Below are 24,517 nucleotides of genomic sequence, written 5' to 3' on the forward strand. Positions count from 1 at the left end.
ACGCAATGGACGATCAGAGGAAGGAGCTTCGCAAGCTCATCGCGCAACTCCGGCCCGTTCAAGGCGCTCGTTCGACCACGCGCGAGTACCGCAACTTGGACGAACAGAATGATGCGAGGACAGTCTTGGAAGCAGCCGGCCTTCAGTTCACGAACCTACGCCACAGAGGCGAAGGGAGAGACCCACCTGACTGTGAGGTGGAGATCAATGGTGTTCGTTGTGGGATCGAACTGACTGAGTTCGTTCACAGGCGGACGCTGGAAAAGTCCATCAAGGCCCACAAGGCCAATAGCCGACAGCGCTACTATCACGAGTGGGCCCGCGAGGGATTCCTTGAGCAACTCCGAGAGGAGATTACAAAGAAAGACCAGCCGAGGGATCTGAAAGATGGCCCTTGGCAGCGGTATTTCCTCATTTTCTGGACAGGGGAGATGCACTTGGGAATCGAGCAGCTAACGGAGTTCCTCGATGGTGTTGTGTTTGAGTGCGAGCTCATCACAGATGCATTCATAGGCTTGGACTACCACTCAGGGCAGGGATACCCAGCTATTCGCATTCCAGTGGTCAGGATCCAAGGTTCAGGTCAGTGTAGGCAGCAGTTTTGACGGCGCGGTACGGAGTTTTAGAACATCGTCAGCCGTGAGTCTAAGAAGCCAAGCTCGCCAGCACCACTCATCATGCTTCGAGTGATCATTCTCGCCACCCTCATCAGCCTCTTCGTCTGTGTGGCATTGACACGCTCTTCTTTGAGGGCGCCATAGCGGGATCGAATGGTCGCGCATCCCAATAACTGGGTATTTACCTGCCTCATCCAGAGTGTGGAGGTCACCGGCCGACCCACCGCGATATTTGCGAGCTTTGTTAGTATCCATGCGTAAGATCTTCATGCCGAACGATTATCTTCCGTCCGCTATCCGGACCGAGGATGGAGCCTCAAGGAGATCGCATGAGAGTGGCGCCCTGCCGTTCCAAGATATGAACAACAGCTCCAGCACCAACTGGGAGGAGCCGTGGCTGGCCATGGGCCAAGCCGAGCCCGGTTGGTGGCAGGCTTTCGCGATCGACCACGGCGTGCGGTCCACGCGTACGCCCGACAAGTTCATCAGGAAGTCACCGGAAACGAACGTGTTCGACCTTCCAACGGGCGAACTGATGAACGCGGATCGTTTGGCCGAAGTAGCAATGAACAAGCCCGAGGACGAGATCCACAAGCGCATCGAAAGGCTTCGCGCCGCCATGGAGGCCCCCCCGGTCAAGACCTTCGCCCACAAGGCGCGAGGGACCACGCAGCCGCTACCTGCCCCCTCCGTGGGGCAGTGCGAGGCGCCAGACGCCCCAAGGCAAGTCGAGGCGCCCGCCGCATCTAAGGCGCATGGTGCTCAGATACCCGTTTCCGGGACTGTCGAGACGGTTTCCCAGTCCGTGCCAGAGCCCCAGATGACCCTCCCCACCATTCCGTCCACGATGTTCGTTCCGTCGGCCTTTCAGTCGGCGCTGTACCGCATCGACGTCTCGCTGAAACACCCGCTACTCACGCAAGCTGACGCAGCCGCCGACGAACGGGAAGTCCAGGCGCCCCAGGCCGGACCCCACCAGGAGTCGTGTGGCTCCGAGGCGATAGAGCCCGAGGTCATCTTTTGCGACGGGCATTCGGAACTGGGAGTGTGCGAGGGTGCCGCTGAGCTCTTGGAGCCGCAATCGCTGGACGGGTGCATGGCGGCGCGACAGGAACTGAGCCAGCAATCTGAGATTGGCGATCAAATCGACATCAGCATGAATGACGCATCTGAGGTAGCGGAATCCGCCGGAACCGAGCATGGGGTTCTGGAGGACATGGTTCAAGAGGTCGTTACCTTCGCGCGTGGTGAGGACGGGACTGAAGTAGTCGCGCAAGTCGTCGAGGACATGAGCCCCAACGTGGAGGAGGCTCAGGCAGAGGAAGTCGACCTTGGATACCTCACCCTGTGCGGGGAGGACATTGCTACCATCCACACCACGTTGAGAGCCGAGGCGAAGGTCGCCTTGCGACGTGCGCCGGATGTTCCGGCGATTGAGGAGGCCGCGATCGTGGAGGAGCCAACGTCCGTCCCGGAGAGCGCCTCGATCAAGAGTGAATTTGCCACAACGGGTGAGCTGCCGGAACAGGTGCTGGAGGAGTATCATCTTGAATTGGATGCTGCCGCTTCTTTCGAGGTGGTCGAGGTTGCGCAAGGAGTCCTACCTGAGGAAGTGATGATCCCGGCTCAGGATGCGGAGATCCACGCCTCCATGAAGGAGGCTGCCATCGGGCCGCAGCGTTCCGGGTTCGCCTCTTACCAGCTTCCTTCCATTGAGCTTCTTGCCGAGCCGCCGCAGCGGGAGGGAGAGATCCTGACCGAGGATATTCTCGAGGAGCGAGCCGGACGCGTGGAGAAGGTCATCCGCGATTTCGGGGTGAAGGGCGAGGTCATTCATGTTCACCCAGGGCCCGTGGTCACGCTCTACGAGCTCGAGCCTGCGCCGGGCGTCAAATCCTCGCGGGTCATTGCCCTCTCGGAGGACATTGCCCGCTCGATGAGCGCGGTCTCGGCCCGCGTGGCGGTGATCCCGGGCCGCAATGCCATTGGTATCGAGCTACCGAACGCGACCCGTGAGACGGTATACCTGCGCGAGATGTTGGAGGCGGCCGATTTTACGGCATCGGTTCAAAAGCTGCCGATCTGTCTCGGCAAGACCATCGGGGGCGAGCCGGTCATCGCCGACCTCGCCCGCATGCCGCACTTGCTTGTCGCCGGCACCACCGGCTCAGGCAAGTCGGTGGCGATCAACACCATGATCCTGTCGTTGCTGTATCGGTTCACGCCGGAGCAGTGCCGCCTGATCATGGTCGACCCGAAGATGCTCGAGCTCTCGGTCTATGACGGCATTCCCCATCTGCTCACGCCCGTCGTGACTGATCCCAAGAGGGCGATCATCGCCTTGCGTTGGGCGGTGCGCGAGATGGAGGATCGCTACAAGAAGATGGCGAAGCTCGGGGTGCGCAACATCGACGGCTTCAACGCCCGTGTGAGCGAGGCCAAGGCCAGGGGTGAGGTGATTACGCGGACCGTCGAAACCGGCTTCGACAAGGCCACAGGGGAGCTGACGTACACGGAAGAGGTGATGGATCTCGATCCGTTGCCCTACATCGTGGTGATCGTCGACGAGATGGCCGACCTGATGATGGTGGCCGGCAAGGAGATCGAGGGCGCGATCCAGCGCCTGGCCCAGATGGCCAGAGCGGCCGGCATCCACGTCATCCTGGCGACGCAGCGGCCTTCCGTGGACGTGATCACCGGCACGATCAAGGCGAACTTCCCGACAAGGATCTCGTTCCAGGTCACGTCGAAGATCGACAGCCGCACCATTCTGGGCGAGATGGGGGCCGAGCAGCTTCTGGGCCAGGGCGACATGCTGTACATGGCCGGCGGCGGCCGGATCACGCGCGTGCACGGGCCGTTCTGCTCCGACGCGGAAGTCGAGAAGGTGGTCAACCACCTCAAGCGCCAGGGCGAGCCGGTCTATCTCGAGGCCGTCACGGCCGATGATGAGGCACCTGAGGAGCTGAATGTTCCCGAGCTGCCGATCGATGAGGACGATGCCGGTCTCGCATCGGCAGATGTCTACGAGCAGGCCATCGCCATCGTCCTGCGACACAGGAAGGCGTCGACATCCTACATCCAGCGCCGTCTGCAGATCGGCTACAACCGCGCGGCTTCCATCATGGAGCGGATGGAGAAGGAAGGGATCGTCGGCCCGGCCAACCATGCCGGCAAGCGCGAGATCCTGCGCGGCGAGTTCGAGGACTAGGGCGGTTGAACGGTCTTCCCGGCATGCGGCAAAAGGGAGCTTCCCTCTAGGGCGTCAACTTCTCAGAGATGGCGGAGTGCAGTCCCTGGAGCCACCCGGCGATGTCGGATGAATAATGCGCTACCTCCATTGCGAGCAGCGCAAGGTCTTCATCCGACGAGACCCGGGCATTCTTCACTCCTGAGAGAAGCCTCATGACCGCTTGATCGCGCGTGGGTTCCCGGGGGTCTGCGACCCAGCCGATGCTGGCCTTGTTGATGGCGAGCTTGAAGCGCTCCCCGCTCTGGAAGCGGGCATCGACCAACCACCCGTTGCCACTCGGGCTCAGGTCTACGACGGTGAGTGATGGAGTTCTGACGCCGACCTCAGGCGCAGGATGCTTATCGGCCACCTCCAGCACTTCCCGCAGCCCCTCAATGAACTGTTCCACACTCAGCGCGGACCGGGCCAGTGTTTCCATTCCATAGATCATCTGGTTGAGGCTGGTGAACGGATAGCCCGGTTCGCCCACCCTGTCGGTGCTCCAATGGAAGATAGAAGACAGCCTCTCGGCGATTTCCCGGTCATTGGGCGCCACGCTGACGCTCTTGCCGTCCCTGCCGGCTGTCATCGTCACGGTCCTGCCATCAGGGAACATGATCCGGAGCGTGAGGAGGTCGCCATCGATGACCTTGGTTGTGAGCGCCACCGAATGCCTCCTTTCGCCTCAGGTCTCGACACCGACCGTATACCCATCAAGCGAAGCCGCAGACAATACGGGCTCATCTTAGGCTCCAGCGGTTGGCTCCGATGCAAGCCGGGACAGGGCAGGGAACGATAAATGTGAAGCTGACAGGAACCGCTTTCGCCTTGATAAGTTGTCCATTTGTGGCATTATAAAGCAAGATGTCCACAAATGGACGAGATTTCATGGTTGCCTTAAGAGCCGAGAGCACACCACGCCCCAACAAAGCTGGTCCGGGACTTCGGACTTTCTTCCGCATCGCCGATGCCTGGCAGTTGACCCCAGCCGAGCAGATGATTGTGCTTGGTCAGCCGCCTCGATCAACCTTCTACAAGTGGCGTGACCGGCCTGACGAGGCCTCTCTGTCGAGGGATACCTTCGAGCGCCTGTCCTACATCTTTGGCATCTATCGTGGTCTCCAGATCCTTCTGCCAAGTGAGCAGGCTGCGGATTCTTGGGTGAAAAAGCCGAATGCCGCCCAACCTTTCAATGGCCGCTCGGCGCTTGACGTGATGCTTGGCGGGAATGTTGCCGATCTTCATCTCGTCCGCCGCTACATCGACGCCCAGCGAGGCTAAGGTTGATCTCTCAGTCTGCTGTCCGATGGCTACCCTGCTACCGGATCATCCCGAGCCGCTTCCCGCCGATCAATCTATTCGAGCGGGTCACCGATCCAGCCGATCTCGAAACGGTCCTCGACATCGAGAGCATGACCAATGACCGGTTGCGGGATGAGGTGGGCGCTCTCAACCTTGTCCCTCCGGAAGATCGGATCAGCGGCCCCGGCACCAGCCCGATCATGGCGGCATTCACTCACCTGCCGCCTTACGGCAGCCGCTTCACCGATGGCAGCTTTGGCGTGTTCTACGCAGGCCGGACACTCGAGACGGCGATTGCCGAAACCAAGCACCACCGGGAGGCATTTCTGCGCGCAACCAGCGAGCCCAGAATCGAGCTCGATATGCGGGTATACGCCGTTGACCTCGATGCGGTGCTGCATGACATCCGGGGAATGAAGGACACCATGCTGGGGATCTATGACCCGAGCAGCTATACTGCGTCACAGGCTCTTGCGATTGAGATCCGCAACAGCGGCTCCTCTGGTCTTGCGTATGACAGCGTGCGCAAACCGGGCGGTGAATGCGTGGCCATCTTCAAGCCTCGGGTTCTGTCGAACTGCCGCCAGGAGCGGCACCTGACCTATGTCTGGGATGGCAGTTCGATCAGCACCGTTTACGAGAAGCGAGATCTTAGCCTCTAGCCTTTGCTATTGTACGGGCAGGGCTGCAGTGGCGGTGAGGTCCTCAAGAAACGAAGCTCCAGAATGAGCTTTTGCGGCCGTGTTGGGCTTTGAGGCGCCTCACGTAGACATCATGAGTCTCGAACCTGCCGAAATCCTCGATCCGGTCCGCAAGGTTTTCGCACTCCTCGAGGTGGCGAGCGGCGTGCTGATACCGTTTGGTCCGGTTCCGCTCCAGAGCAAAGTCGATCAGGGCCCGACGAAGAACGGTGGCTGCAAGAGGATGCTTCGCCTCCAGCGCAGCCGCGGCCGGCGCCAGGATCTCGTAGAAGTCACCATTGAGTTCGTCTGCACGGGCAAGAACCAAGCGCGCGGCTTGGTCCAGCGCCGGCCAGCTCACCAGAAAACCCAATGCATGGTCCACGCTCGGATGGCTCAGGGCATGGGCGATAGCCCGCTCCTCAGCCTCAAGATCCTCAAAGTCGGGCAGGCGCTTGAGATAGGAGCGCAGATGGTCCGGGTTGAGCGAGCGCTCGAAGCAGGCCCAGCGAAACGCCTGCGCCTCATCCACTCGGCCGAGGGCCTCGAGAACCTCAAGCCGAGTCTGCTCCCATTCGACAGGAATCCAGCCGAGTCGATCCTGATCGACGGCATTGATGGCAGCCCACGCCTCCTCGGCGCGCCCTGCAGCCAACAGCCGGCGAGCAATCTCCACAGCAACACTCGGGACGTGCCGTGCCTTCTCACCTTGTTGTGCAATGAACCCGTCAACGTCTCCCTGAGCATCGGCGATCGCCTCCAGCGCCAGTCGAACAACGCTGCTGCGATGGCGCTCGGCCAAGTCATTGGCGTACAAGGGACCACCTATACCCCAGCTGACAACCTTCCGGTCTTCAGCACGAGGCTTCTGCCGCGGTTCCTGTGACAACTTGAGGATGAGCTGCTTGAGGTGGTCGAGGCCTGATGGGCCGAGGGCTGGAGCCAGAACTTCGATCAGGCCGTCGTACTGACCGTACTCGTTCTCAATCAGAGCCCGGTAAGCCTGCTCGGCCAGCACGTTAGGGGCGGCATTTGCTGAGTTGGCAATCTCACCCAAATCGCGGCAGGCAGATTGAAAGACGGCCATCACGCTTCCGCTGCTGTCGTCACAGCGATCAAAGATCGAATTGGCCAGTGCCATGAAGCGCCAGAGAAGGTCCAGCGCTTCAGCTGCATCGACTTTGGCGACCTGACTGATGGCCTGTCGCTGGGTCTCGAGATCCGCGACAAGGGCCTTGCGGTGGTTCCAGTCGACAAAGGAGCGGGACCGGGCAATGGCTGTCAGGCGCTTACGGATCTCCTGCGCCATGTCGGCCGGGCTGGCGGCGCCGGCCAGTTCCAGCCGCAGGCGGCGTTGGGCCGCCGCATTGCCCCGGCTAATCTCGATCAGCAGCTCAGCCAGGCGCTCGGCTCCAAGTGCCTCGAGGTTCTTCGCGTTTAGAGTCTTCCGTGAGGCCATGTCGCATCCCGAGCGCGTCCAGGGCTCTCATTTATGGGTCAGACGGATCACGATCAATCCGTGGTGGTTTCACGGTGGGGAGGGGGCCTGAATGAAGTTTGTTAACCTATTATAACATTTCGCATAACAAACATTTTGACAAGAAGTCTGGATCGTCGCCATTGTCTCCCGTACTGGACTCAGGCGGCTCGAGCGGCTTCCCGATTGAAGCTTTCGAGGATCCATTGCCGAACCGCTGTTACGGCCGGACGCCGCTCGTGATCGCCGGCATCGATCAGGAAAAATGAGGCTGGCGCCCGGACACTCTCAGCGAACGGTCGAACAAGGACCCCAGATTCCAAGTAGCGTTGACAGGTCACGTTGTCTCCCATGGCGAGACCAAGGCCGCCGACAGCCGCCTCGATCATCGCCAGATGATTTCCGAGATAATGGCGTCCTCCGGTGAGGATGCTTCCCTGCGGGACCGTCGCCAGCCAGAGATCCCACTCGTGACCGTTTGCAGCACATAGCAGGGGCGTGTCGGCCAGCTCACGGATGTCACCACTTGCGAGAAGATTCGGTCGGCAGATCGGGAAAAGATCGGTGTCGGTCAACCGCTCGCTGCGTCGACCAGGCCAGATTCCATCGCCATAGCGAATGCACAGATCGACATCGGAGGCGATGACCTCCTTCGGGCTGTTTGAGGGACGCAGGTGTAACCGCAGGTCCGGGTACTGCTTCAAAAGATCGCCGACTGTCTTCACCAGCCACAGGCATGTCAGGGCAGGAGGCGCGCTCACCGTGACGTCGCCCCGGACGCTCGGTCGATCCAAGCTGATGACGGCTGCTGCCAGAAGGTCGAACCCGGAGCTCAGAGGGCCCAAGAGTTGCTCTCCTGCCACCGTCAGCTTGAAGCGGTTGCCCGCCCGCTCCAGGAGATCGGTGCCAACGAAGGCTTCCAGCGTCCGGATCTGATGGCTGACCGCTCCATGCGTCACCCCGAGTTCCTCCGCGGCCCGGGAGATCGAGCGGCGGCGGGCCGCTGCCTCGAAGGCCCGCAGAGCATTGAGAGGAGGAAGCCGGCGTGCGGCCATTGTTAGATTTTCTCACGGTTGAGCCGGAGACATTCTCGATTGCGTGAGCCTACCTGTCTAGAGCAAGGTCTTGGCTCCTGGCGGAGGCTTTGGTCGGCCGCTGGACGGATTCAGAAACACTCAAAAGGGGAGCGGCTCGGTGAAGCGTCTTCAGCTACTCGGCATGGCGGCTCTGGGGCTTCTGACGGCCACAGGCGGTGCCTTCGCACAGGCAAAGAAATGGGAAACCGTGAAGATCGCCACGGAAGGAGCCTATGCCCCGTGGAACTTCACGGGCCCTGGCGGCAAGCTCGAAGGTTTCGAGATCGATCTCATTGCCGAGCTCTGCCCGCGGATGAAAGTGAAGTGCGAGATCGTGGCCCAGGACTGGGATGGCATCATTCCGGCGCTCAACGCCGGCAAGTACGACGCCATCATGGCCGGAATGCAGATCACCGATAAGCGGCTGGAAACCATCAACTTCTCGCGGCCGTATGCCCGCACCCCCGGTGCCTTCCTCGTTCCCAAGGACTCTCCCCTGGCAAAGGTGCCGAACGACAAGGTCTTCGATATCGGTGCGGACGCTGCAGCCGCTCAGAAGGCCGCTGACGAGATCAAGCCGCTTCTCAAGGGCAAGGTCGTGGGCGTCCAGGGCTCGACGACACTTGCGACCATGATGGAGCGCCTGTTCCAGGGCGTGGAAATCCGCGAGTACAAGACCACGGAGCAGCATGATCTCGATCTCGCGGCGGGGCGCGTCGACGCCGTGGCCGCGGCCACGACGACCCTCGACACCACCTTGGGCAAGCCGGGCTTCGAGAACTTCGTCATTGCCGGTCCCGGCTTCACCGGTGGTTTCATGGGCCGGGGTGTTGCTGCAGGCTTACGGAAAGCCGACCAAGACCTGAAAGTCATGTTCGACGAGGCGATCGCATCGGCCCTGGCCGACGGCACGATCTCACGGCTGTCCCAGAAGTGGTTCAAGCGCGATCTCGCCGCAAAGTAATAAAGCATCAACGTTGCTGAAAGTGCCCCGCTCGGCGGAGCCGGCGGGGCACGCTGCTTCTTTTCATGAGGACGAGACACGAGGGAGCAGACGCTTCACCGATGCTCGTCCCCTGCCCTCCTTCAAACCTGGAGCCGGACCATGTCCTTTCGCGTTCTCTCGGCACAGATCATGCACGAGTCGAATTCCTTCAGCGTTCGCCTGACGTCCCTCGACCGCTTTGCCGACGTGATCCTGCTCCAGGGTGACGAGGCCCTGCGGGCGCTCGATGGGACAAATACCGAGGTTGCAGGTTTCCTGGATGTTGCACGCGAGAAGAGCTGGGAACTGGTTCATGTCATCAGTGCCCACGCTAATCCGGCAGGCTGCGTCACCGAGGAGGCCTTTGATGAGATCGTGAAAGTCGTCGAGGACGCCGCCCGCAAAGAGCGGGCACGGCTCGACGGGGTTCTGCTCGCATTCCACGGAGCCATGGTCACAACCCATTCAGGCGATGGCGAAGGGGAAATTCTCAAACGCCTCCGCGCGGTTGTTGGTCCGGATATTCCGATTGCCGCGACGTTGGATCTGCATGCCAACGTCACTAGGCGCATGTGCGAACTGGCTGACATTCTCGTGTCCTATAAGACCTATCCGCATATCGACATGCGCGTGGCCGGCCGGCATGCGGGCGAATTGCTGCACCGGACCATGGCTGGCGAAATCAAGCCACATACCCTCTTCGTGCGCCCGCCCATGCTGGAGGACGCCAATGGTGGCCGTACGGATGTTGGGCCGCTTGTCGCCGTGATGGACCGCGCCCGGGCGTATGAAAGCGAGCCCAACGTTCTCGCGGTGAGCGTCAACGGCGCTTTCCCTTATGCCGATATCGATGAGATCGGTCCGACCATCACGGTGACTTATTCTGGAGATCCGGAGCCCCACCGGCTCTTCGCCGAAGAGATGGCGAAGGCCATGTGGGACATGCGCCATGATCTCGTCAACCGCTTCCTATCCCCTGAGGAGGCAGTAGCTTCCGCGCTTGCGAGCGATGATCGGCCGGTAGTCATTGCGGATTATGCCGACAATCCCGGAGCTGGAGGGTACGGCGATGGAACGAACCTGCTTCAGGCCTTGATTGCGGCAGACGCAGACGCCTGCTTCTGCCCAATCGCGGACCCCGAGACTGCCTCGCAGCTGCGGAGCAGGAAGCCCGGTGAAACGGTATCGTTTCGCCTCGGTGGCAAGGTGAACTCATCGTTTGGCGGTGCGCCTCTGGAACTCACCGGCACCTTGCTGGGTGTGTTCGATGGCAGCTACACCTGTGACGGGCCGATGTATGCGGGTGTTCGCATGTCCTTTGGGCCTGCGGCGGTAATCGAGGTTGGATCCGTTCAGGTTGTTATCGTCACGGAGCCGCATCAGTGTCATGACCTGCAGCAGTTCCTTGCTTTCGGCATTGACCCTCGTAGCAAGAGGATCGTCGCTGTCAAATCCATGCAACATTTCCGAGCCGCGTTCGAGCCGATCGCAAGTCGTGTTCTGGTGTGCGACAGCGGGGCACTGGCCTCTCCGGACCTGACCAAGTTCACCTTCACCCGCGTGCCGAGACCAATGTATCCGCTCGACCCGAATACCCCATACAACCCCGAAGTCTTTATTCGTTCCCGGTCCTCCAAACAGCCTGCCAAAGTGGAGAGGCGAGCATGACACAGCCCTCCCCCGCCTGGCTTGATGCCGCTGCCGTTGAGAACCGGATGAAGCGGGTTGACGCCGTCGCAGCGATGCGCGACCTCTTCGAGGCGCACGGACAAGGCCGTGTGGCCCAGCCGCCGCAAGTTCTCACCCTGCTGCCCGACAGCCGGGGCGACTTCATCACCTACTCAGGTGTTCTGGCGGAGGATGGGGTCTTCGGGGTCAAGGTTTCGCCCTATGTGATCACCCCGTCTGGCGGCAAGGTCACTGCCACGACGATGCTGCTGGGCCTTGAAACGGGCCAGCCCTTGCTGTTCTGCGACTCGCTGGCGCTGACGACGGAGCGAACTGCCGCAACAACCGCTTTGGCGGTCGACCTCCTCGCCCAATCTGATGCCGCCAATCTGGCAATCATCGGCAGCGGCCCCATCGCCCTGGCTCACTTGCGTCACGTCCTGCCGCTTCGGCCGTGGCGGCGGATCCGCATCCATTCACGCAATATCTCCGCCAAGCAGGAGATCCTTGAGGCGCGCCTTGGTGAACTCCGACCGGTCCCTGAGATCGTTAACGATTGCTCTCGCGCGGTGGCCGACGCCGATGTGGTGCTGCTTTGTACGTCCTCCGGCACCCCGGTTCTATCGATGGAGCTTATCAGGCCCGGAATGCTTGTGACCTCGATCAGCACGAACGTCGCACGGGCACATGAAATTCCGCCAGAAGCCCTGACCCGAATGAATGTCTATTGCGACGATCGGTCGACAACTCCACTCATCGCGGGTGAGATGGTGCTGGCCTCCGAGAACGGATGGTCTCGCGACGACATCCGCGGCGATCTGGGTGAACTTGCCTGCGGCAAGGCGCAAGCCCCCTCCGCCGGTCGAGCCACTTTCTTCCGGTCCATGGGCCTTGGCATCGAAGACGTGAAGATGGCGCTCGAGATCCACCGCGTGAACTCGCACGCTTCCTAAGCCGATGACACACCCACATCCTGAAATCCGCGCCGATGTCATTGTGCTGGGAGCCGGCATCGTGGGTGTCTCCGCCGCTCTGCATCTTCAGATGCGAGGGCGCGATGTCGTTCTGGTTGATCGACGCGGCGTGGGTGAGGAAACGAGCCATGGCAACGCCGGTCTGATCGAACGGTCGAGCGTTATTCCCTATGGGTTTCCCCGCGATCTCAAGACCGTCCTCCTCTACGCCCTGAACCGCTCTGCCGACGTGCGCTCCGACTGGCGCTTCCTGCCCCGAATCCTCCCTTGGCTCTGGCAATTCTGGCGCGAATCCGCACCCGGGTCCTTGAAAAAGGCAGCGGCCGACATGCTGCCTCTCATCGAGCGGTCAGTCGCAGAGCATGAACTCCTCATTGCTGAAGCCGGGCTTCTGGGGCAACTGCGCCGGACAGGCTGGATCGAGGCATTCCGTAGCCAGAATTCTCTCGACCAAGCAGCGAAGAACGCGGCGGCTCTCGAGCCTTATGGGTTGAATTTCGATATCCTCGATGGCAAGGCCCTCCGGCAGCGTGAGCCTCACACATCCGAAACTCTCATTGGGGGAATTCATTGGCGGGATCCGGCGACGGTTCCGGACCCTGGCGGTCTCGTAAAAGGATACGCTGACCTGTTTCTGCACCGCGGTGGCCGTTTCGTTCACGGTGAGGCTCGCACGCTCCAGGAGGACGGCATCGAATGGACGGTCCGCAGCCGGTCTGGTGTCGTCCGCGCCCACGATGTCGTAATTGCGCTTGGACCCTGGTCGGACACTGTCCTCCGCCCCCTCGGCTACCGTGTGCCGCTGGTCGTCAAACGCGGATACCACGTGCATTTCCGGCCAAGGGCCGACGCCGTCCTTCACCATCCTGTGGTCGACGTGGACGGCGGCTTTCTTTTGGCGCCGATGACGCGCGGTATCCGCCTGACCACGGGTGTCGAGTTCGCTGCTCGTGACTCGGCGCCAACGCCTCGGCAATTGGACCGAACAGAACCCCTCGCACGCGAGATTTTCCCACTTGAGAGGCGCGTTGATCCACAGCCGTGGATGGGATCCCGCCCCTGTCTGCCTGATATGCGTCCCATCATTGGTGCTGCTCCAAGGCACAAAGGTCTCTGGTGCGCCTTTGGCCACAATCATCACGGTTTGACCCTTGGACCGGTCACCGGGCGTTTACTGGCGGAAATGATGACCCACCGGGAAACCTTCACCGACCCAAGGCCCTATTCTATTGATCGTTTCACGTCCTGAGCCCCATGGCTGAATACGGCGTAAGCTCAGGCCGCGCAATTTTGATTTCTAATTAAGCTGATGAGTGTGTATCGCGCTGTTATCCTCAGGTTTTCGGAGCGATGTCGATCTTGAACCATTTCATCGAGAGTTTCTGGATGGTGCCGTCCTGAGTGGCCGCCTTGATTGCCTCGTTGAGCTTCTGCTTTAACTCGGCGTCCTCCTTGCGCAGACCGATGCCGACTCCGTCGCCCTGAATGCCACCCGTGATAGCAGGCCCGACGAGGGCGTAGTTCTTGAATTCCGGCTTATCGAGGGTGCCGATAATCGCGGTGGCGTCAGCCAGCACCGCATCAATCCGACCGGCCAGAAGATCGAGGTCGTGCTGCTCGGTGGTCTTGTACTCTCGGATGTCGGCCGTACCCTTCAGGTACTTCTCGGCGAAGACGGGATGAGTGGTGGAGACCTGAACGCCGATCATCTTGCCCTTGAGCAGCGGCTTCGTCGCCTCAATCGCCTTCTCGGCCTCCGCTTGCTGGCTTACCAGATGATAGGTTTGCCCCGTGCCCGGCATCTTGGCGAGTGGCGAGTCCTTAGCCACCAGATAGCCATTCGGCGAGTCGGCATAGGGACCAGCGAAATCGATTACCTGCTTGCGTTCGTCGGTGATGCTCATGCCGGCCATGATGGCATCGTATTTCTTCGCCTGAAGAGCGGGGATGATCCCGTCCCAATCCTGGGAGACGATCTCGCACTTGACCTTCATGCGGGCGCACAGGTCGTTGGCGAGATCGATGTCGAAGCCTTCGAGCTTGCCGCCCGCACCTGTGAAATTCCACGGGGCATAAGCGCCTTCCGTCGCGATCTTGATGACTCTGTCCTGCGCAGCAGTCGCACCACCTGCCAGAGTGGCAGCGATCGCAGCCAAGGCGAAGCTCCTCATGATATTCATTGCCGTTCCTTTGGTTTTCTCTCGTCCGATTGAGAAGTCGGATTCTATCCTGAGGCACGGTTCATTGGTACCGTCGCTTTCGTAAAGGGCTCTTTGGCACCAGCTCGCTTGCTACCGCGGAATAACATTGCTTCTTTGCAGGGTCAGGACATTCTAACTTTGCCTGCAGATGATGAAGTTCATTGAAGACAGATTTTGACAAGAAGTTTACAGCCGGTGCCGTGGCGGGGACCTCTCCCCACGCTATCAATGCTTCCGCCGTGTTTGGCTATCCTGCGGCTGGATCAGCGGCTGATGCGCCAGATCCGGCCGCCCGCGTCATCAGACACGACAATCGACCCATCCGGCAGTTCCTTGACATCAACCGGACGTCCAACACCGCTCAGAAAACGCTGCCCGTTGCCGGAGCGGCTGCTGCCCACACGCAGCCGCACGACCTGGTACCCGACCGGCGTGCTGCGATCCCAGCTCCCATGTTCGGCAATCAGCGCTTCGCCGCGCAACTCCGGAAACATGGCACCGCGATAGAAGTGAAGCCCGAGCGTGGCCACATGGGCCTGGAACTCATACGCAGGCGGGTTTTGGGGCGCGGGCGGAGCCGCCGCCTCAAAGCCGCGCAATCGCACCCGACCGCCGAAATACGGAAAGCCATAGAAGGCGCCTGGCTGCAGGACGTTGAGCTCGTCAGGCGGTGTGTTGTCGCCCATCCCGTCGGCGCCATTGTCGGTGAAATACAGGGTGCCGCCGTTCCAATCGAAGCCGACCGAGTTGCGGATGCCCCAGGCCATGCGCCGGAGGTCCCCGCCGCTTGGGCTGAGGCTGATGATCGTCCCCTGCAAACCCGCGGGCTGACAAATATTACACGGCGAGCCGATTGAGATGTACAGCCGGCTGTCTGGCCCGGCTTGCATGTAGCGCAGGCCGTGGTGGGCTTGGTTCGGCAGCCTGATCGGCAGATCGGCTCGGTTGGCCAGTCTGCCGCCAGGCACGAGGGCGAAAGTCGAGACGCGGTCGCGCGATGCAACGTAGAGTCTGTTCCCCAAGCAGGCGACGCCGTTGGGGGCAACGAGCCCGGACGCGGCCCGCACGGCAGGCCCACCCGCCAGAGGGACACCATAGACCGCATTGCCTTTGGTGCCGACGTATAGCGCATCGCCGCAGACGGCCATGGCGCGGGCGGCCGGCACACGGGCGAACACCGCAACGCGGGCTCCGGGTGTGGCATGGACGATTTGGCCAAGGCACAGTGATGGGACCAAGCCAGCGGTGGCGAGGCCGGCAAGAGCTAAGGACCGGAAGGGCTTGCCGAGGTGCATCATTCCGTCGCGACCGGATCGAACAGCTCATTTATGCGCCGACCGCTGAGTTTGGAAACTCACGAGTTCGCGGGGCTGGCGAGATCAGGGGTGGAGACAGTTAAGGCCTGTTAATGGGAACAAGGCCTCAGGCCAAGCCGAGGCCTGCGATGCGGTGTCAAAGTGCAACCCGCGCTTTGCCAGCCAGGATCCGCCAGTCAGGAGGATCCCACGCCCGCCGATAGACGCCCAAGCCATCCCCCAAGCAGGCTGGTGAGCCCCTTCAGGTGCAGGTATGTTCACTGGGAGCCGCTGGCTCATCTTTGCCGCCCCCAACCTCGGGCAAGTCCTGTGATGCATGAGCTCACTCCTGAAGGTCAGCAGATCGTCACGGACGCCGCCCAGCGGCATAGGGTTAGTGCCGATGCTGTTCTAACCTTGCTTCGCGCGCTGGAGGTGGGTCACGGCACCATGGCGCAGTTCAACCATCCTGAGCTCGGCGGGATGGGCCAGTGGACGCAGGGTGGCATGACCATGGTGGGCACCCTGTTCGACCATGGCCTGAAGGCCCGCGTGGATGCCCTGTGCACCGAGCTGGCCGCACTCCTGGGCCAGCAGCCATCCATTCTGGCCGCGACAGGCGCGCAGGCACAGCCGCAGCCGGGCGCGCCGGGTGTGAGCCTGTTCGTGACAGGGGCAGCCTCCCCGTCGGGAATGTGGTGGCCCCCGGAGCTGGGCCAACCATCGTCCGCCGGATCTCAGGACGACCTGCACTACGCAATCTTCCCGGCAGCGCACCGGCTTGCGATCGAGCGGAGTGGGCAGATCACCCTCTACGACACTCGGGATCACTTGATCTCTGGAGTGTCCCAGCAACAGGGTGCGGACCAATCTCTGAAGTTCGTGAGCCAGCACGGTCTCGTTCGGCTTCATGACCTGCTGGTGGTGGAAGCGGGTCCCCGCTCATCCACTTCTGACACAACCCGGGAGGGTTTAGCATCAGAGCCTGAGCCTGGGGCGTCGATGGCGGCCGGCGCCGCGCCGCCGACGTCGCCCCAGGTTTCCCCAGAGGACATCTTTGCCACGCTCGAGCGCCTTGTCGAGCTGCACAAGAACGGTGTGCTGACGGATGAGGAGTTTGCCGCCAAGAAAGCGGAACTGCTGGCCCGGATCTGAACTGCCAGAGTTCAACCAGGGAGGATCAGGGATTCTGGTTCTGTCGCGATTTTCGGGCAGCGGACACAGAGATGCCAGAGTGAACGGTAGGCCATTATGCGGCGAGCCGCTCGAATTGCTTCGCAAGGCGTCCTGCGGATCAATGCTGACGGGCCTGAACGAAGTAGGCGACGATCGTTGCCTCGCCGAGCGCCTTGCAGGCTTCCAGCCGGTGCAAGCCTTCGACCAGAACAAACCGCGTGCCGTCGGGTCGCACGAGAATGGGCGCCCGCTGCCCCTTCTCCATGATGCTCTCGGCAAGGGCTGCAACCTTGTGCGGAACAAGCGTTTGATGCCGCCGCACCGGCACATAGACATCTGCGATAGGAAGGGTCTGCCTCTTCATCATCCCGGCGGCTCCGGTCGCTTGTCATGATGATCAAAGCTTAGGCGCCGCGGATCGGCTTGCCCAGGAACATGCGGTCCCACACGGCGTTGCCTGAGAAGGCCAGCTTGGCAGGAGAGTGGCGTCGCTGTGCTGGGCCTCCGCACACGGAGACATCTCATGAGCAAACTCACAGCCTTGATGGGCGTTCTCTTCCTGGCCGTGTCGTCGGCCTGGGCGCAGACCCCTGCCCCCTCCCCTGCGCCCGGTGCTCCCCCCACTGCCACGGGCGGCGGGATCGCAGACTACTGGTGGATCATCCTGCTGGTGATCATCGTCGCTGCCGCAATCTGGTATTTCTCCCGCAGCCGCAGGGGCGTGTAACCGGGCTCCGGCAGGAACGGACCCAGGGCATCAGGCGTTGATCAGCAGCCCTTTTGATGCTCCAAGGTCCCAGCGACCCGGACCCGGCTCTGCGCCGGGTTCTTTTTGACATGGGCTGACTTGCGCCACTAGGCGCTCCAGGGATGCCGTCCCTGGGACCGTGAGACGTGCCACTCGATCTCCATCGAAGCTCTGATGGTGCAGACCCGCTGGCTGCGCTCGTCCCGCACCTCGACGACAACATCGCTGGTCTCGCCCCTTGCGAGCCGGCCTTGGCCAATCTCAGCGGCCGAGCGGGCTGCCACCTGCACGGCGGCGTCCAGGCTGTTGAGCTCAGCGCCCTCATCGTCGCGCACGCCCTGTGCGCCATCCAGGATGTCAAAATAGTAGCGGGCCACGGCAGTCTCCTCTTGGCCAGCACCGATGCATCAGACGTGGGTTGATGGCGGGCAGTTCGCGCCCCGGCTGAGGGTGCTGTCTGAAACCCTCAAGCCAGGGCATCAGTGGAGAGGAAGCCCTCCGACAACTCCAGTGCCATTCACTAGCGACACCAGAGTCGCTGTTCGGGCAGAGACACCACTTGCCCGGTGCACAGATCCTGTCTCGGTCAGGGTAAACAATTCGTCGATGCCGGAGAGCAAGGCGCTCCTTCGGCTTCATCCTCCAGAGGCAGTGAAACCAATTCCCTTGCCGAGTACACTGACCTGTCCTGCCGGAGGTTGACGTGAGCATTGCCTACTTCATCACCCATCCTGAGGTTGTCGTTGAGGCAACGACACCGGTCTCGCAGTGGCATCTCTCGGATCAGGGTGTCCACCGCATGCGGGCTTTCGCCTCCCAGGCGGGTCTGGGCACCCTCTCGGCCGTTTGGGCGAGCCCCGAAACCAAAGCCATCGAAGCGGCCGGTATCCTGGCTGGCCGCTTCGGCCTTCCTGTTCACGTTCATCATGAGCTGCATGAGAATGATCGCAGCGCCACTGGGTTTCTTCCGCCTCCGGAATTTGACCGGATGGCGGATGCCTTCTTTGCCAGGCCGGAGGAGAACGTGCGGGGATGGGAGCGTGCGGTGGATGCACAAGCCCGAGTGGCGGCGGCTGTGGATGAGATCCTCGAGCACTTCTCGGGCGAGAACATTGCGTTTGTCGCCCATGGTGGCGTAGGCACCTTGCTGCTGTGCAAGTATCTCGGGCTTCCGATCACGCGGAGCGCTGATCAACCGTTCCAGGGACACTTCTGGGCCTTTGACGTTAATACGCGTCGCGTGATCCATCGATGGCGTGAGATCGCGCCGCGCTGACGCCCATGTTCTGTGCCGCCCAGGCCAGAGACCCGTGCGGTGTGAGTTGAGCCAGCCAGCGCGTCAGCTCCCGAATGACCCAGCGGCTGGTCCCTGACAAATGCAAGCCACAAGGTCAGCCTTGAGCCCCCTCGTCGTGCAAAAAGCGACATTTCAACTTGGTTGGCGCACGCGAATTTCGTTGAACATTTTTTATGGAACCTGATGGCGTCAGCGGGCGCAGTGAAAATGGCCTTGAGCCCCTAAATCTCGGTCATTGGGTTAGTTGATACTCGGATCACTATTTTGACAAGAAGTCCGTACCGGGCACTGGGTCATAAATCGCGACCGTGAGGTCCCATGGACTGCAACTATTCAGGCACCAGTTTCACCAAATCTGACCTGACAGCACGCTATTGAGGTGAACTACCACTCTAGCGCTTAACCAAGATACCAAAGCGCTTACGGTTAGCCTTCAGAGATCGGCTGAACTCCCTTGAAAAGGCTAAGCTTCTTCGGGATGGTGAAGTTACCGTTCTGGTTGGGGGCACGAATGGCGTCGGCGTTTAATGCGAAATTGGCAGTCTATGGTCAATGGACCTACCGCGTGGCCTGGGCGCTTGAGATCGTCGCCGCCTCCATTGGTTTGGCGACAGGTATCGCGCTGGGATATCAGGCCTACAGCGCGAGCCTCGGTACCGAGTTATCGGTCAGCGGTCTGGACCTGGCCTTGGCCAGTGCTCCATTCTTCATGGTCGCACTGGCAGAGTTGACGAAGATCCCGATCGCGACCCTGCTGTTCTCGGTCAGATGGATCTGGAAGCCGGTCCTTGCGATCGCCCTCTGCCTTTTGGCGCTCATCACCTTCGAAACCGTATTCCTCGGCCTGGAACGAGCGTCCACTCAACGTCAGATCCAGTATGAGGAAATTCAGGCGCGGAAGAACGCTGCTCAGATTGAACTTCAGAATACTGAGAAGTCACTGGTCGCCCTCTCGTCTGCCAGCCATGTCGCCGATGTTAAGGCAGAGGTCGATAGGCTGAATGAGATGGAAGCTTCCGAAAGCCAACGGAAGCAAGACGAGATCCAGCGGGTTCAGGGTCAGATCGAGAACTTGAAGCTGCAGAATCCACATTATGCGTCACTTGCTCGACAGATTGCATCGAAGGACACGGAGTTCAAACAACTCATAGAGCGGCGGGACAATGAAATTCGCGTCCAGCTTGAGCCATTTGAGCGACAGAGAGAGAGTTTTACGAAGCGCATTGAAGCGGCACGTGAAAAGGGTGATCTGGCGACGGTCCGCCGGCTGGAGGAGGAGCTGGCGCGACTGAGAAATCCCGTCCCGGCGATCCGGGAGCGTTTCGGTATAGACGAGCAACGACTTCAAGGGGATCTGCGTATTTTGCGGGAGCAACAGGCTGCCCTGGAGAACAGTGAGACTGAAGCTGAGAAACAGGCTCGTGGCCGTCTCGTCGAGCGCCAGAACCTACTCGAGCAGGAAGTCCGCGATCTCCAGACAACATGGCAAGACCGTCGCAATCGAACCCTCTCTCAGCTGCAGGACGCGCAGCAGAAAGCGGCCGCGAACGCTCTCGAAACGGAACGCCTTCGGGTGAGGATCACCCAACTGCAGAATGAGCTTACCATCGTTGAAAAGGAGCGGGTCGTCACATCCCGCAACGATCAGATCCGGCGCCTTGCAGGCAGGCTGTATGGCAAAAATCCGGAGGCCGTGAGCGTGGAGGAGGCCGGCTTCATCTCCATCGTTTGGTTTGGGTCACTCGGTGCGCTGGCTGCTCTTGCAGGACCTCTGACGGCCATTGTGGCACTGGGCCTGCAACGCTCGGCAGAGGTACGGGAGACGAGAGGAACCCGAACTCTTTCCGACTACCTGCGCCGTTGGCTTATCCGGTGGCGGTTCAAGCGCACCCGGAAGGTCCAGGTGACGGTCGAGGTCCCGGTCGAAAAGGAGATCGAGAAGCACGTAGAGGTTCCTGTCGAAAGGATCATCAAGGAGGTTCTCTACGTACCAATCCTGACAGACGATCCGGATGCTGTTCGCAACACGCTTCAGCAGGATCTGCCAGCCGAAATCGCCGACTTGGTTCGGGTTAAGTTTAAGGGTGCCCCCAATGCAAGTGCGGCATGACACTTCACTGCTTGAGAAAGCCATCGAGCAGGTTCTGCTTCGGGCATCGATCCCCACCTTGCAGGCTCAGGCTGAGGCGCTTGAGAAGACCAATAAGGCCGTTGCCATTCGGCGCATCGCTACCGGAGCAGCAATTGCTTTAGTCGCAATCGGCATTGGTCTCGGGATCAAGTTTGCCCTCGATCGGAATCCAAATCTTGCTGGTCATGAGCCTCAGACCCAAGCTCAGGCCATGCCTGATCCGGTGCCACAGCCACCAGCTCCGGCTCCGCGTCCGCAAGACATTGCCGTGAGTAAGTCCGACCCAGCGCCATCACAATCCGACATCATAACAACGAACTTCACGAAGTTCGCCAATCGGCAAGTTGAGCTTCTGGGCCGGAACTGGACCGTCAGCGTAGGTCATCATTTCGATAATGAGGCAGACAGAACCTGGAACCAGGCTTGGTGCTACACCCTGACGAAAGTCAATGGGGTCGAGGTCAAGGTAGAGCTAGCAGACCGAAAATCGCCGCATGCCAAACCCGTTTCCCCGACCGCCAATCTGGCGACGATGCAGCATGCCGGGTTGGATCTCAACGACGCCTTGGCGCTCGCTTCCAGATGCCCATGGTCAGATCGGGAATTCAGCGTTGCTGACCTGCAAGTCCCATCATCTGCGAAAGGGCCCATGCCAACTCCACCAGTGTCGCAGCCATTGCCCTCGCCTCCTCCACCGCAGCCGCAACAGGAATTTATTGCGGCCGATGACTTCGATATTCCCGGGGGAGATTATCGGGTCGAGAAAGAGGTCTCATTGGAGCTTTGTACGTCCCTTTGCCGAACCGACACGCAATGCAGGGCCTATACCTATAACAAAACTGCCCGGTGGTGTTTCCTAAAGGACCGTCTGGGCGAAGCCCAGCGGTTCGTCGGAGCTTTCTCCGGCATGAAGAAGATCGCACCGACGGCTGGGAATTTCAATGCGCAGTGGCGCTAGACAGAGGCAGGCCATCGCAACGGCCTCAGGAGGCGCGCAAGCGTCGACTTGAACAGGTCGCAGAAGACGAATCGAGAGGGATTGGATCGGCGGACCTACTCGATCTCGTCTCCCTCATCGTCCTCGTCCGCGCCGCGGTAGGGATCCTCAGCGTAGGCCAGACAACCTTCATGGAATGACCAAGAGTTCCTCGGAATCGGGCACTCAATGGGATCGGTTATCCCTTTTTGCTCTGCCCAGAGATAGCCTGCCCTGTGGCCAGAGCAGTCATCCGTGCACTCATAGCCCCCGAAATAGCGGTCACTGGCAACCGCTGATTCTTCGGGAACCGAGAGAAGCAACAACGCGATGATGGTGCAAGGAATCCGCATGGCAGGTTAACTCTTGACGGCCTCTTGTCTGACTTCGATCTCATGAATGTCGGATCCGACTACAATATTGATCCGGTAAGATTTCGGCGCATCGCTCCCGTCAGTTTGAGGCGGCTCGAAGTGTAACTGGCCGCCATACCATTCACCGGGAAGAATCGTGTTGTCCTTGAGTACTGATTGCTCGAGGCTCGCAAGGCTTTGTCGCCCCTGCTCGACCGTGCTTGCAATCATTGCGTCGTTCTGTGCGGCTGCATTTGCCTGAGCGATCGCATTGGCCGTGGGATCGAAATAAGATGCCGTAACGGTGCTGACGCGATTGTACGAACCGTAGGGCGTGTAGGTTGTTGAGTAAACGTTGGCGCGGGCTGTACCATATCCTGCTTGGGACGCCGCGAAGGAATTAGCTCCTGCTGCCAGTCCGACCAGAAGCGCTTGTGCAACTTGTTTGCTACGCTCTTCAGCGACCAGGCTCTCGTAGGTCTTTACGGGCAGAGCTACAACCCTGCCGTCCGTTGCCTTTTGATGAACGGCAATGTTGCTCACCGCGAATTCGAGCGGGCCTTTCGTAAGGTTGTTGATGCCAATTACGAATACCGGCCGTGTTCCAGATTGAAACTCCCGGGATGCCGGGCTCACGAGGACGATCGAATTTCTGCTCTTTGAGACAATTGCTTGGCGACCGTCACGGACCATCGCCTGTTGATTGGCATTGGCCTGGAAACGGACGGTCTCGGTGCTGACACAAGCTAGCAAAAGCGGCGTCCCTGCGATCACCGCGACAAGATTTCGGATTTTCATTGAGGCCCCCATAGTCCCATCGACTAGAAGCCAAAATTGAGATGTCCAGGCAAGAGAAAGCTTAAAATTCCATTGATGGGCAGTCTAGTTGACCACAGGGTTTTTATTCAGATGTCGAACAAAGAAGTGATCGATCTAACCACTCCTTGAGGCTTTAGAGAGAAGATTATTTCGCCTCTATGGCCTCCCTCTGGCATCTGGCTCATCCCGGTCTATCCCGACGCGCAAGTCTTCAACAGCGACGTTGCCCCGTGCGCAGAGGATGGCGAGGCCACAGAGCAAATGGCGATAGTTGGCACTGCGCTTGCATTAGGCCTGATCCGCGCTCGGAAGCTCCCTAAACTCGATCGCGTTTCTGTGATGTCCGTTTCAGCCGAGTATCCCGGCCGAAGTCGGCGTCGTGTTCTGCTCTCTGTCGCGCTCACCAAGACGCTGGATGCAGACGCCGCTTCCAGCGCTCGCCGCGCGGCAGTTGAGCGGCAGAGGCCTGACGCTTTGTCAGCCTCGCTGGCTCGGATTTCGGCGACGTCGCTGGGGCAGAGGGGCGCAGCGGGTCTGCATGGGCTGTCGGAGATCGTCGAACAGGCTCTGATGCGTCTACGTCCTCGACGAACTCAGGCAGCTTCCTCCGTCGTATCCGTGCCTTCGTCTCTCCGGTTGCAACGTCGTCAGTCCGAACGTCAGGAACGGGCTGCGGGCTCCCCTCCGCCACCGGTGCAGCATCCATCCACAATGCAGTTTCCGGGGTCGGTCGCGCGTCTGGAGCATCTTCCAGATCGTCCATTGCATCTGCCTGCAGATCGAGCTCGATCTGCCCTTCATCAGCCTTTGATCTGACAGCCCGCCTGCGACGCACAGGCGCAACGGAATCAGGATCGCTAAGGAGAGGTTCGATGATGCTCGGCAGAATGCGAGGGGCTGTCACCGGCTCGGCGACGGCTTGAGGTTCAGTCTCTTGGGGGCGTGCTGAGATCTCATCAGGTGGCACTGCGAACAGCCGCCGTGGCGGAAGGTGGGGACGCGGGCCTTGGGTGCGGGACTTCTTGATCTCGACCGAAAAGGACTTCTGGGGGCGTTTCATCTGATCCATGACTTTGGATTGGAAATGATTTGATCCGGGTGTCGGGTTGGTGATTGCGGAGCCTCGCCTCGTGGCGTCGATCTGCCCTCCCCGCACTTTCGATCATATCCGGGGATATGTGACGTCGCGCCTGTCCTGGCAAAGAGAAGCGCCTCGTGCCTGGCAGAGGCGCTTCCCTTCCAGGGAGGATCGGCCCCCCAGCCGTTCCTTCAAGGACGTCACCAGAATGCCCGATGTCCAGCGCTTTGGCTGTCTCGCAATCAGCACAGGCGCCCGAAAATGCGCCCTCAGAGCCCGGCCAGCAGAAGGCTCAGGCCGATCAGGGCGGCAAACGAGACGGCAAACCGGATGGCCGCCTGCGTGAAGGTTGGAGCAACAGGGGAATGAGCAGGCGCGACGATCTCTGTCGGCGGCATGATGAATACCTTCGATGAATATGGCTGGTTCTGA

The 24,517-nt window shown here is 60.5% G+C and carries 22 protein-coding genes; 13 read left to right on the forward strand and 9 right to left on the reverse strand.

Going from position 1 to position 24,517, the window contains the following annotated elements; genetic code table 11:
• The first annotated feature begins 5 nt into the window (after positions 1 to 5).
• Together JO965_RS46650 and JO965_RS46655 are read left to right on the forward strand one after the other, a co-directional pair.
• On the forward strand, positions 6 to 605 hold the full coding sequence (locus JO965_RS46650; protein ID WP_203448018.1) for a hypothetical protein: 600 nt from the start codon (positions 6 to 8) through the stop codon (positions 603 to 605).
• Positions 606 to 870: 265 nt separating this feature from the next.
• Positions 871 to 3,828 (forward strand): DNA translocase FtsK, encoded by a 2,958-nt coding sequence (locus tag JO965_RS46655; protein ID WP_246777344.1) that lies wholly within the window; start codon positions 871 to 873, stop codon positions 3,826 to 3,828.
• Positions 3,829 to 3,874: 46 nt separating this feature from the next.
• Here the strand turns inward: JO965_RS46655 and JO965_RS46660 are convergent, their stop codons facing one another.
• Positions 3,875 to 4,516: a hypothetical protein gene (locus tag JO965_RS46660; protein ID WP_203448020.1), complete on the reverse strand. Its 642-nt coding sequence runs from the start codon at positions 4,514 to 4,516 to the stop codon at positions 3,875 to 3,877.
• 221 nt (positions 4,517 to 4,737) lie between these two features.
• Between JO965_RS46660 and JO965_RS46665 the strand changes: the two genes are divergently transcribed.
• Both JO965_RS46665 and JO965_RS46670 read left to right on the forward strand, forming a co-directional pair.
• Positions 4,738 to 5,130 (forward strand): MbcA/ParS/Xre antitoxin family protein, encoded by a 393-nt coding sequence (locus JO965_RS46665; protein ID WP_203448022.1) that lies wholly within the window; start codon positions 4,738 to 4,740, stop codon positions 5,128 to 5,130.
• 2 nt (positions 5,131 to 5,132) lie between these two features.
• Entirely contained in the window at positions 5,133 to 5,813 is a 681-nt protein-coding gene (locus tag JO965_RS46670) for an RES family NAD+ phosphorylase (RefSeq protein WP_203448024.1), read from the forward strand.
• 43 nt (positions 5,814 to 5,856) lie between these two features.
• On the opposite strand, the gene JO965_RS46675 is transcribed toward JO965_RS46670, so the two are convergent.
• On the reverse strand, positions 5,857 to 7,290 hold the full coding sequence (locus tag JO965_RS46675) for a DUF6880 family protein (protein WP_203448026.1): 1,434 nt from the start codon (positions 7,288 to 7,290) through the stop codon (positions 5,857 to 5,859).
• Between the two features lie 179 nt (positions 7,291 to 7,469).
• Positions 7,470 to 8,363 (reverse strand): LysR substrate-binding domain-containing protein, encoded by an 894-nt coding sequence (locus tag JO965_RS46680; RefSeq protein WP_203448028.1) that lies wholly within the window; start codon positions 8,361 to 8,363, stop codon positions 7,470 to 7,472.
• 139 nt (positions 8,364 to 8,502) lie between these two features.
• On the opposite strand from JO965_RS46680, the gene JO965_RS46685 reads away from it, so the two are divergent.
• From JO965_RS46685 to JO965_RS46700, 4 genes are all read left to right on the forward strand, one after another.
• Positions 8,503 to 9,348 carry a transporter substrate-binding domain-containing protein gene (locus JO965_RS46685; RefSeq protein ID WP_246777345.1) on the forward strand — a complete coding sequence of 282 codons (846 nt, stop codon included), beginning with the start codon at positions 8,503 to 8,505 and terminating at the stop codon, positions 9,346 to 9,348.
• Between the two features lie 141 nt (positions 9,349 to 9,489).
• Positions 9,490 to 11,037 (forward strand): M81 family metallopeptidase, encoded by a 1,548-nt coding sequence (locus JO965_RS46690; protein WP_203448030.1) that lies wholly within the window; start codon positions 9,490 to 9,492, stop codon positions 11,035 to 11,037.
• Entirely contained in the window at positions 11,034 to 11,990 is a 957-nt protein-coding gene (locus JO965_RS46695) for an ornithine cyclodeaminase family protein (RefSeq protein ID WP_203448032.1), read from the forward strand. Before JO965_RS46690 ends, JO965_RS46695 begins: the two co-directional genes overlap by 4 nt.
• Positions 11,991 to 11,994: 4 nt before the next feature.
• Positions 11,995 to 13,260, forward strand: coding sequence for an FAD-binding oxidoreductase (locus JO965_RS46700; protein ID WP_203448034.1), 1,266 nt, complete (start codon positions 11,995 to 11,997; stop codon positions 13,258 to 13,260).
• A gap of 85 nt (positions 13,261 to 13,345) precedes the next feature.
• Here JO965_RS46700 and JO965_RS46705 read toward each other — a convergent pair whose 3' ends face one another.
• Both JO965_RS46705 and JO965_RS46710 read right to left on the reverse strand, forming a co-directional pair.
• The gene (locus tag JO965_RS46705) at positions 13,346 to 14,191 is read right to left on the reverse strand and encodes a lysine/arginine/ornithine ABC transporter substrate-binding protein (protein WP_203448036.1); all 846 of its coding nucleotides are present in this window, start codon (positions 14,189 to 14,191) and stop codon (positions 13,346 to 13,348) included.
• 284 nt (positions 14,192 to 14,475) lie between these two features.
• Positions 14,476 to 15,510 carry a sorbosone dehydrogenase family protein gene (locus tag JO965_RS46710; protein ID WP_246777346.1) on the reverse strand — a complete coding sequence of 345 codons (1,035 nt, stop codon included), beginning with the start codon at positions 15,508 to 15,510 and terminating at the stop codon, positions 14,476 to 14,478.
• A gap of 330 nt (positions 15,511 to 15,840) precedes the next feature.
• Between JO965_RS46710 and JO965_RS46715 the strand changes: the two genes are divergently transcribed.
• The gene (locus JO965_RS46715) at positions 15,841 to 16,662 is read left to right on the forward strand and encodes an SHOCT domain-containing protein (RefSeq protein ID WP_203448038.1); all 822 of its coding nucleotides are present in this window, start codon (positions 15,841 to 15,843) and stop codon (positions 16,660 to 16,662) included.
• Positions 16,663 to 16,801: 139 nt separating this feature from the next.
• Here the strand turns inward: JO965_RS46715 and JO965_RS46720 are convergent, their stop codons facing one another.
• Positions 16,802 to 17,050, reverse strand: coding sequence for a ParB N-terminal domain-containing protein (locus tag JO965_RS46720; protein ID WP_203448040.1), 249 nt, complete (start codon positions 17,048 to 17,050; stop codon positions 16,802 to 16,804).
• 156 nt (positions 17,051 to 17,206) lie between these two features.
• On the opposite strand from JO965_RS46720, the gene JO965_RS46725 reads away from it, so the two are divergent.
• Positions 17,207 to 17,410 (forward strand): hypothetical protein, encoded by a 204-nt coding sequence (locus JO965_RS46725; protein ID WP_203448042.1) that lies wholly within the window; start codon positions 17,207 to 17,209, stop codon positions 17,408 to 17,410.
• A gap of 128 nt (positions 17,411 to 17,538) precedes the next feature.
• On the opposite strand, the gene JO965_RS46730 is transcribed toward JO965_RS46725, so the two are convergent.
• A complete protein-coding gene (locus tag JO965_RS46730; RefSeq protein WP_203448044.1) occupies positions 17,539 to 17,808 on the reverse strand; it encodes a hypothetical protein in 270 nt (89 codons plus the stop codon).
• Positions 17,809 to 18,134: 326 nt separating this feature from the next.
• Between JO965_RS46730 and JO965_RS46735 the strand changes: the two genes are divergently transcribed.
• The 3 genes from JO965_RS46735 (at position 18,135) to JO965_RS46745 (ending at position 21,817) form a co-directional block, all read left to right on the forward strand.
• Complete coding sequence (locus JO965_RS46735) at positions 18,135 to 18,707, forward strand: histidine phosphatase family protein (RefSeq protein WP_203448046.1); 573 nt, start codon at positions 18,135 to 18,137, stop codon at positions 18,705 to 18,707.
• Between the two features lie 532 nt (positions 18,708 to 19,239).
• On the forward strand, positions 19,240 to 20,838 hold the full coding sequence (locus tag JO965_RS46740) for a hypothetical protein (protein WP_203448048.1): 1,599 nt from the start codon (positions 19,240 to 19,242) through the stop codon (positions 20,836 to 20,838).
• A gap of 58 nt (positions 20,839 to 20,896) precedes the next feature.
• Positions 20,897 to 21,817 carry a PAN/Apple domain-containing protein gene (locus JO965_RS46745; RefSeq protein ID WP_203448050.1) on the forward strand — a complete coding sequence of 307 codons (921 nt, stop codon included), beginning with the start codon at positions 20,897 to 20,899 and terminating at the stop codon, positions 21,815 to 21,817.
• Positions 21,818 to 22,194: 377 nt separating this feature from the next.
• On the opposite strand, the gene JO965_RS46750 is transcribed toward JO965_RS46745, so the two are convergent.
• Complete coding sequence (locus JO965_RS46750; protein ID WP_203448051.1) at positions 22,195 to 22,986, reverse strand: hypothetical protein; 792 nt, start codon at positions 22,984 to 22,986, stop codon at positions 22,195 to 22,197.
• A gap of 1,368 nt (positions 22,987 to 24,354) precedes the next feature.
• Positions 24,355 to 24,483 (reverse strand): hypothetical protein, encoded by a 129-nt coding sequence (locus tag JO965_RS49140; protein ID WP_256451965.1) that lies wholly within the window; start codon positions 24,481 to 24,483, stop codon positions 24,355 to 24,357.
• Positions 24,484 to 24,517: the final 34 nt, after the last annotated feature.

Origin of the sequence: Microvirga sp. VF16 (assembly GCF_016864375.1) — a bacterium.
Taxonomy (GTDB): Bacteria; Pseudomonadota; Alphaproteobacteria; order Rhizobiales; family Beijerinckiaceae; genus Microvirga.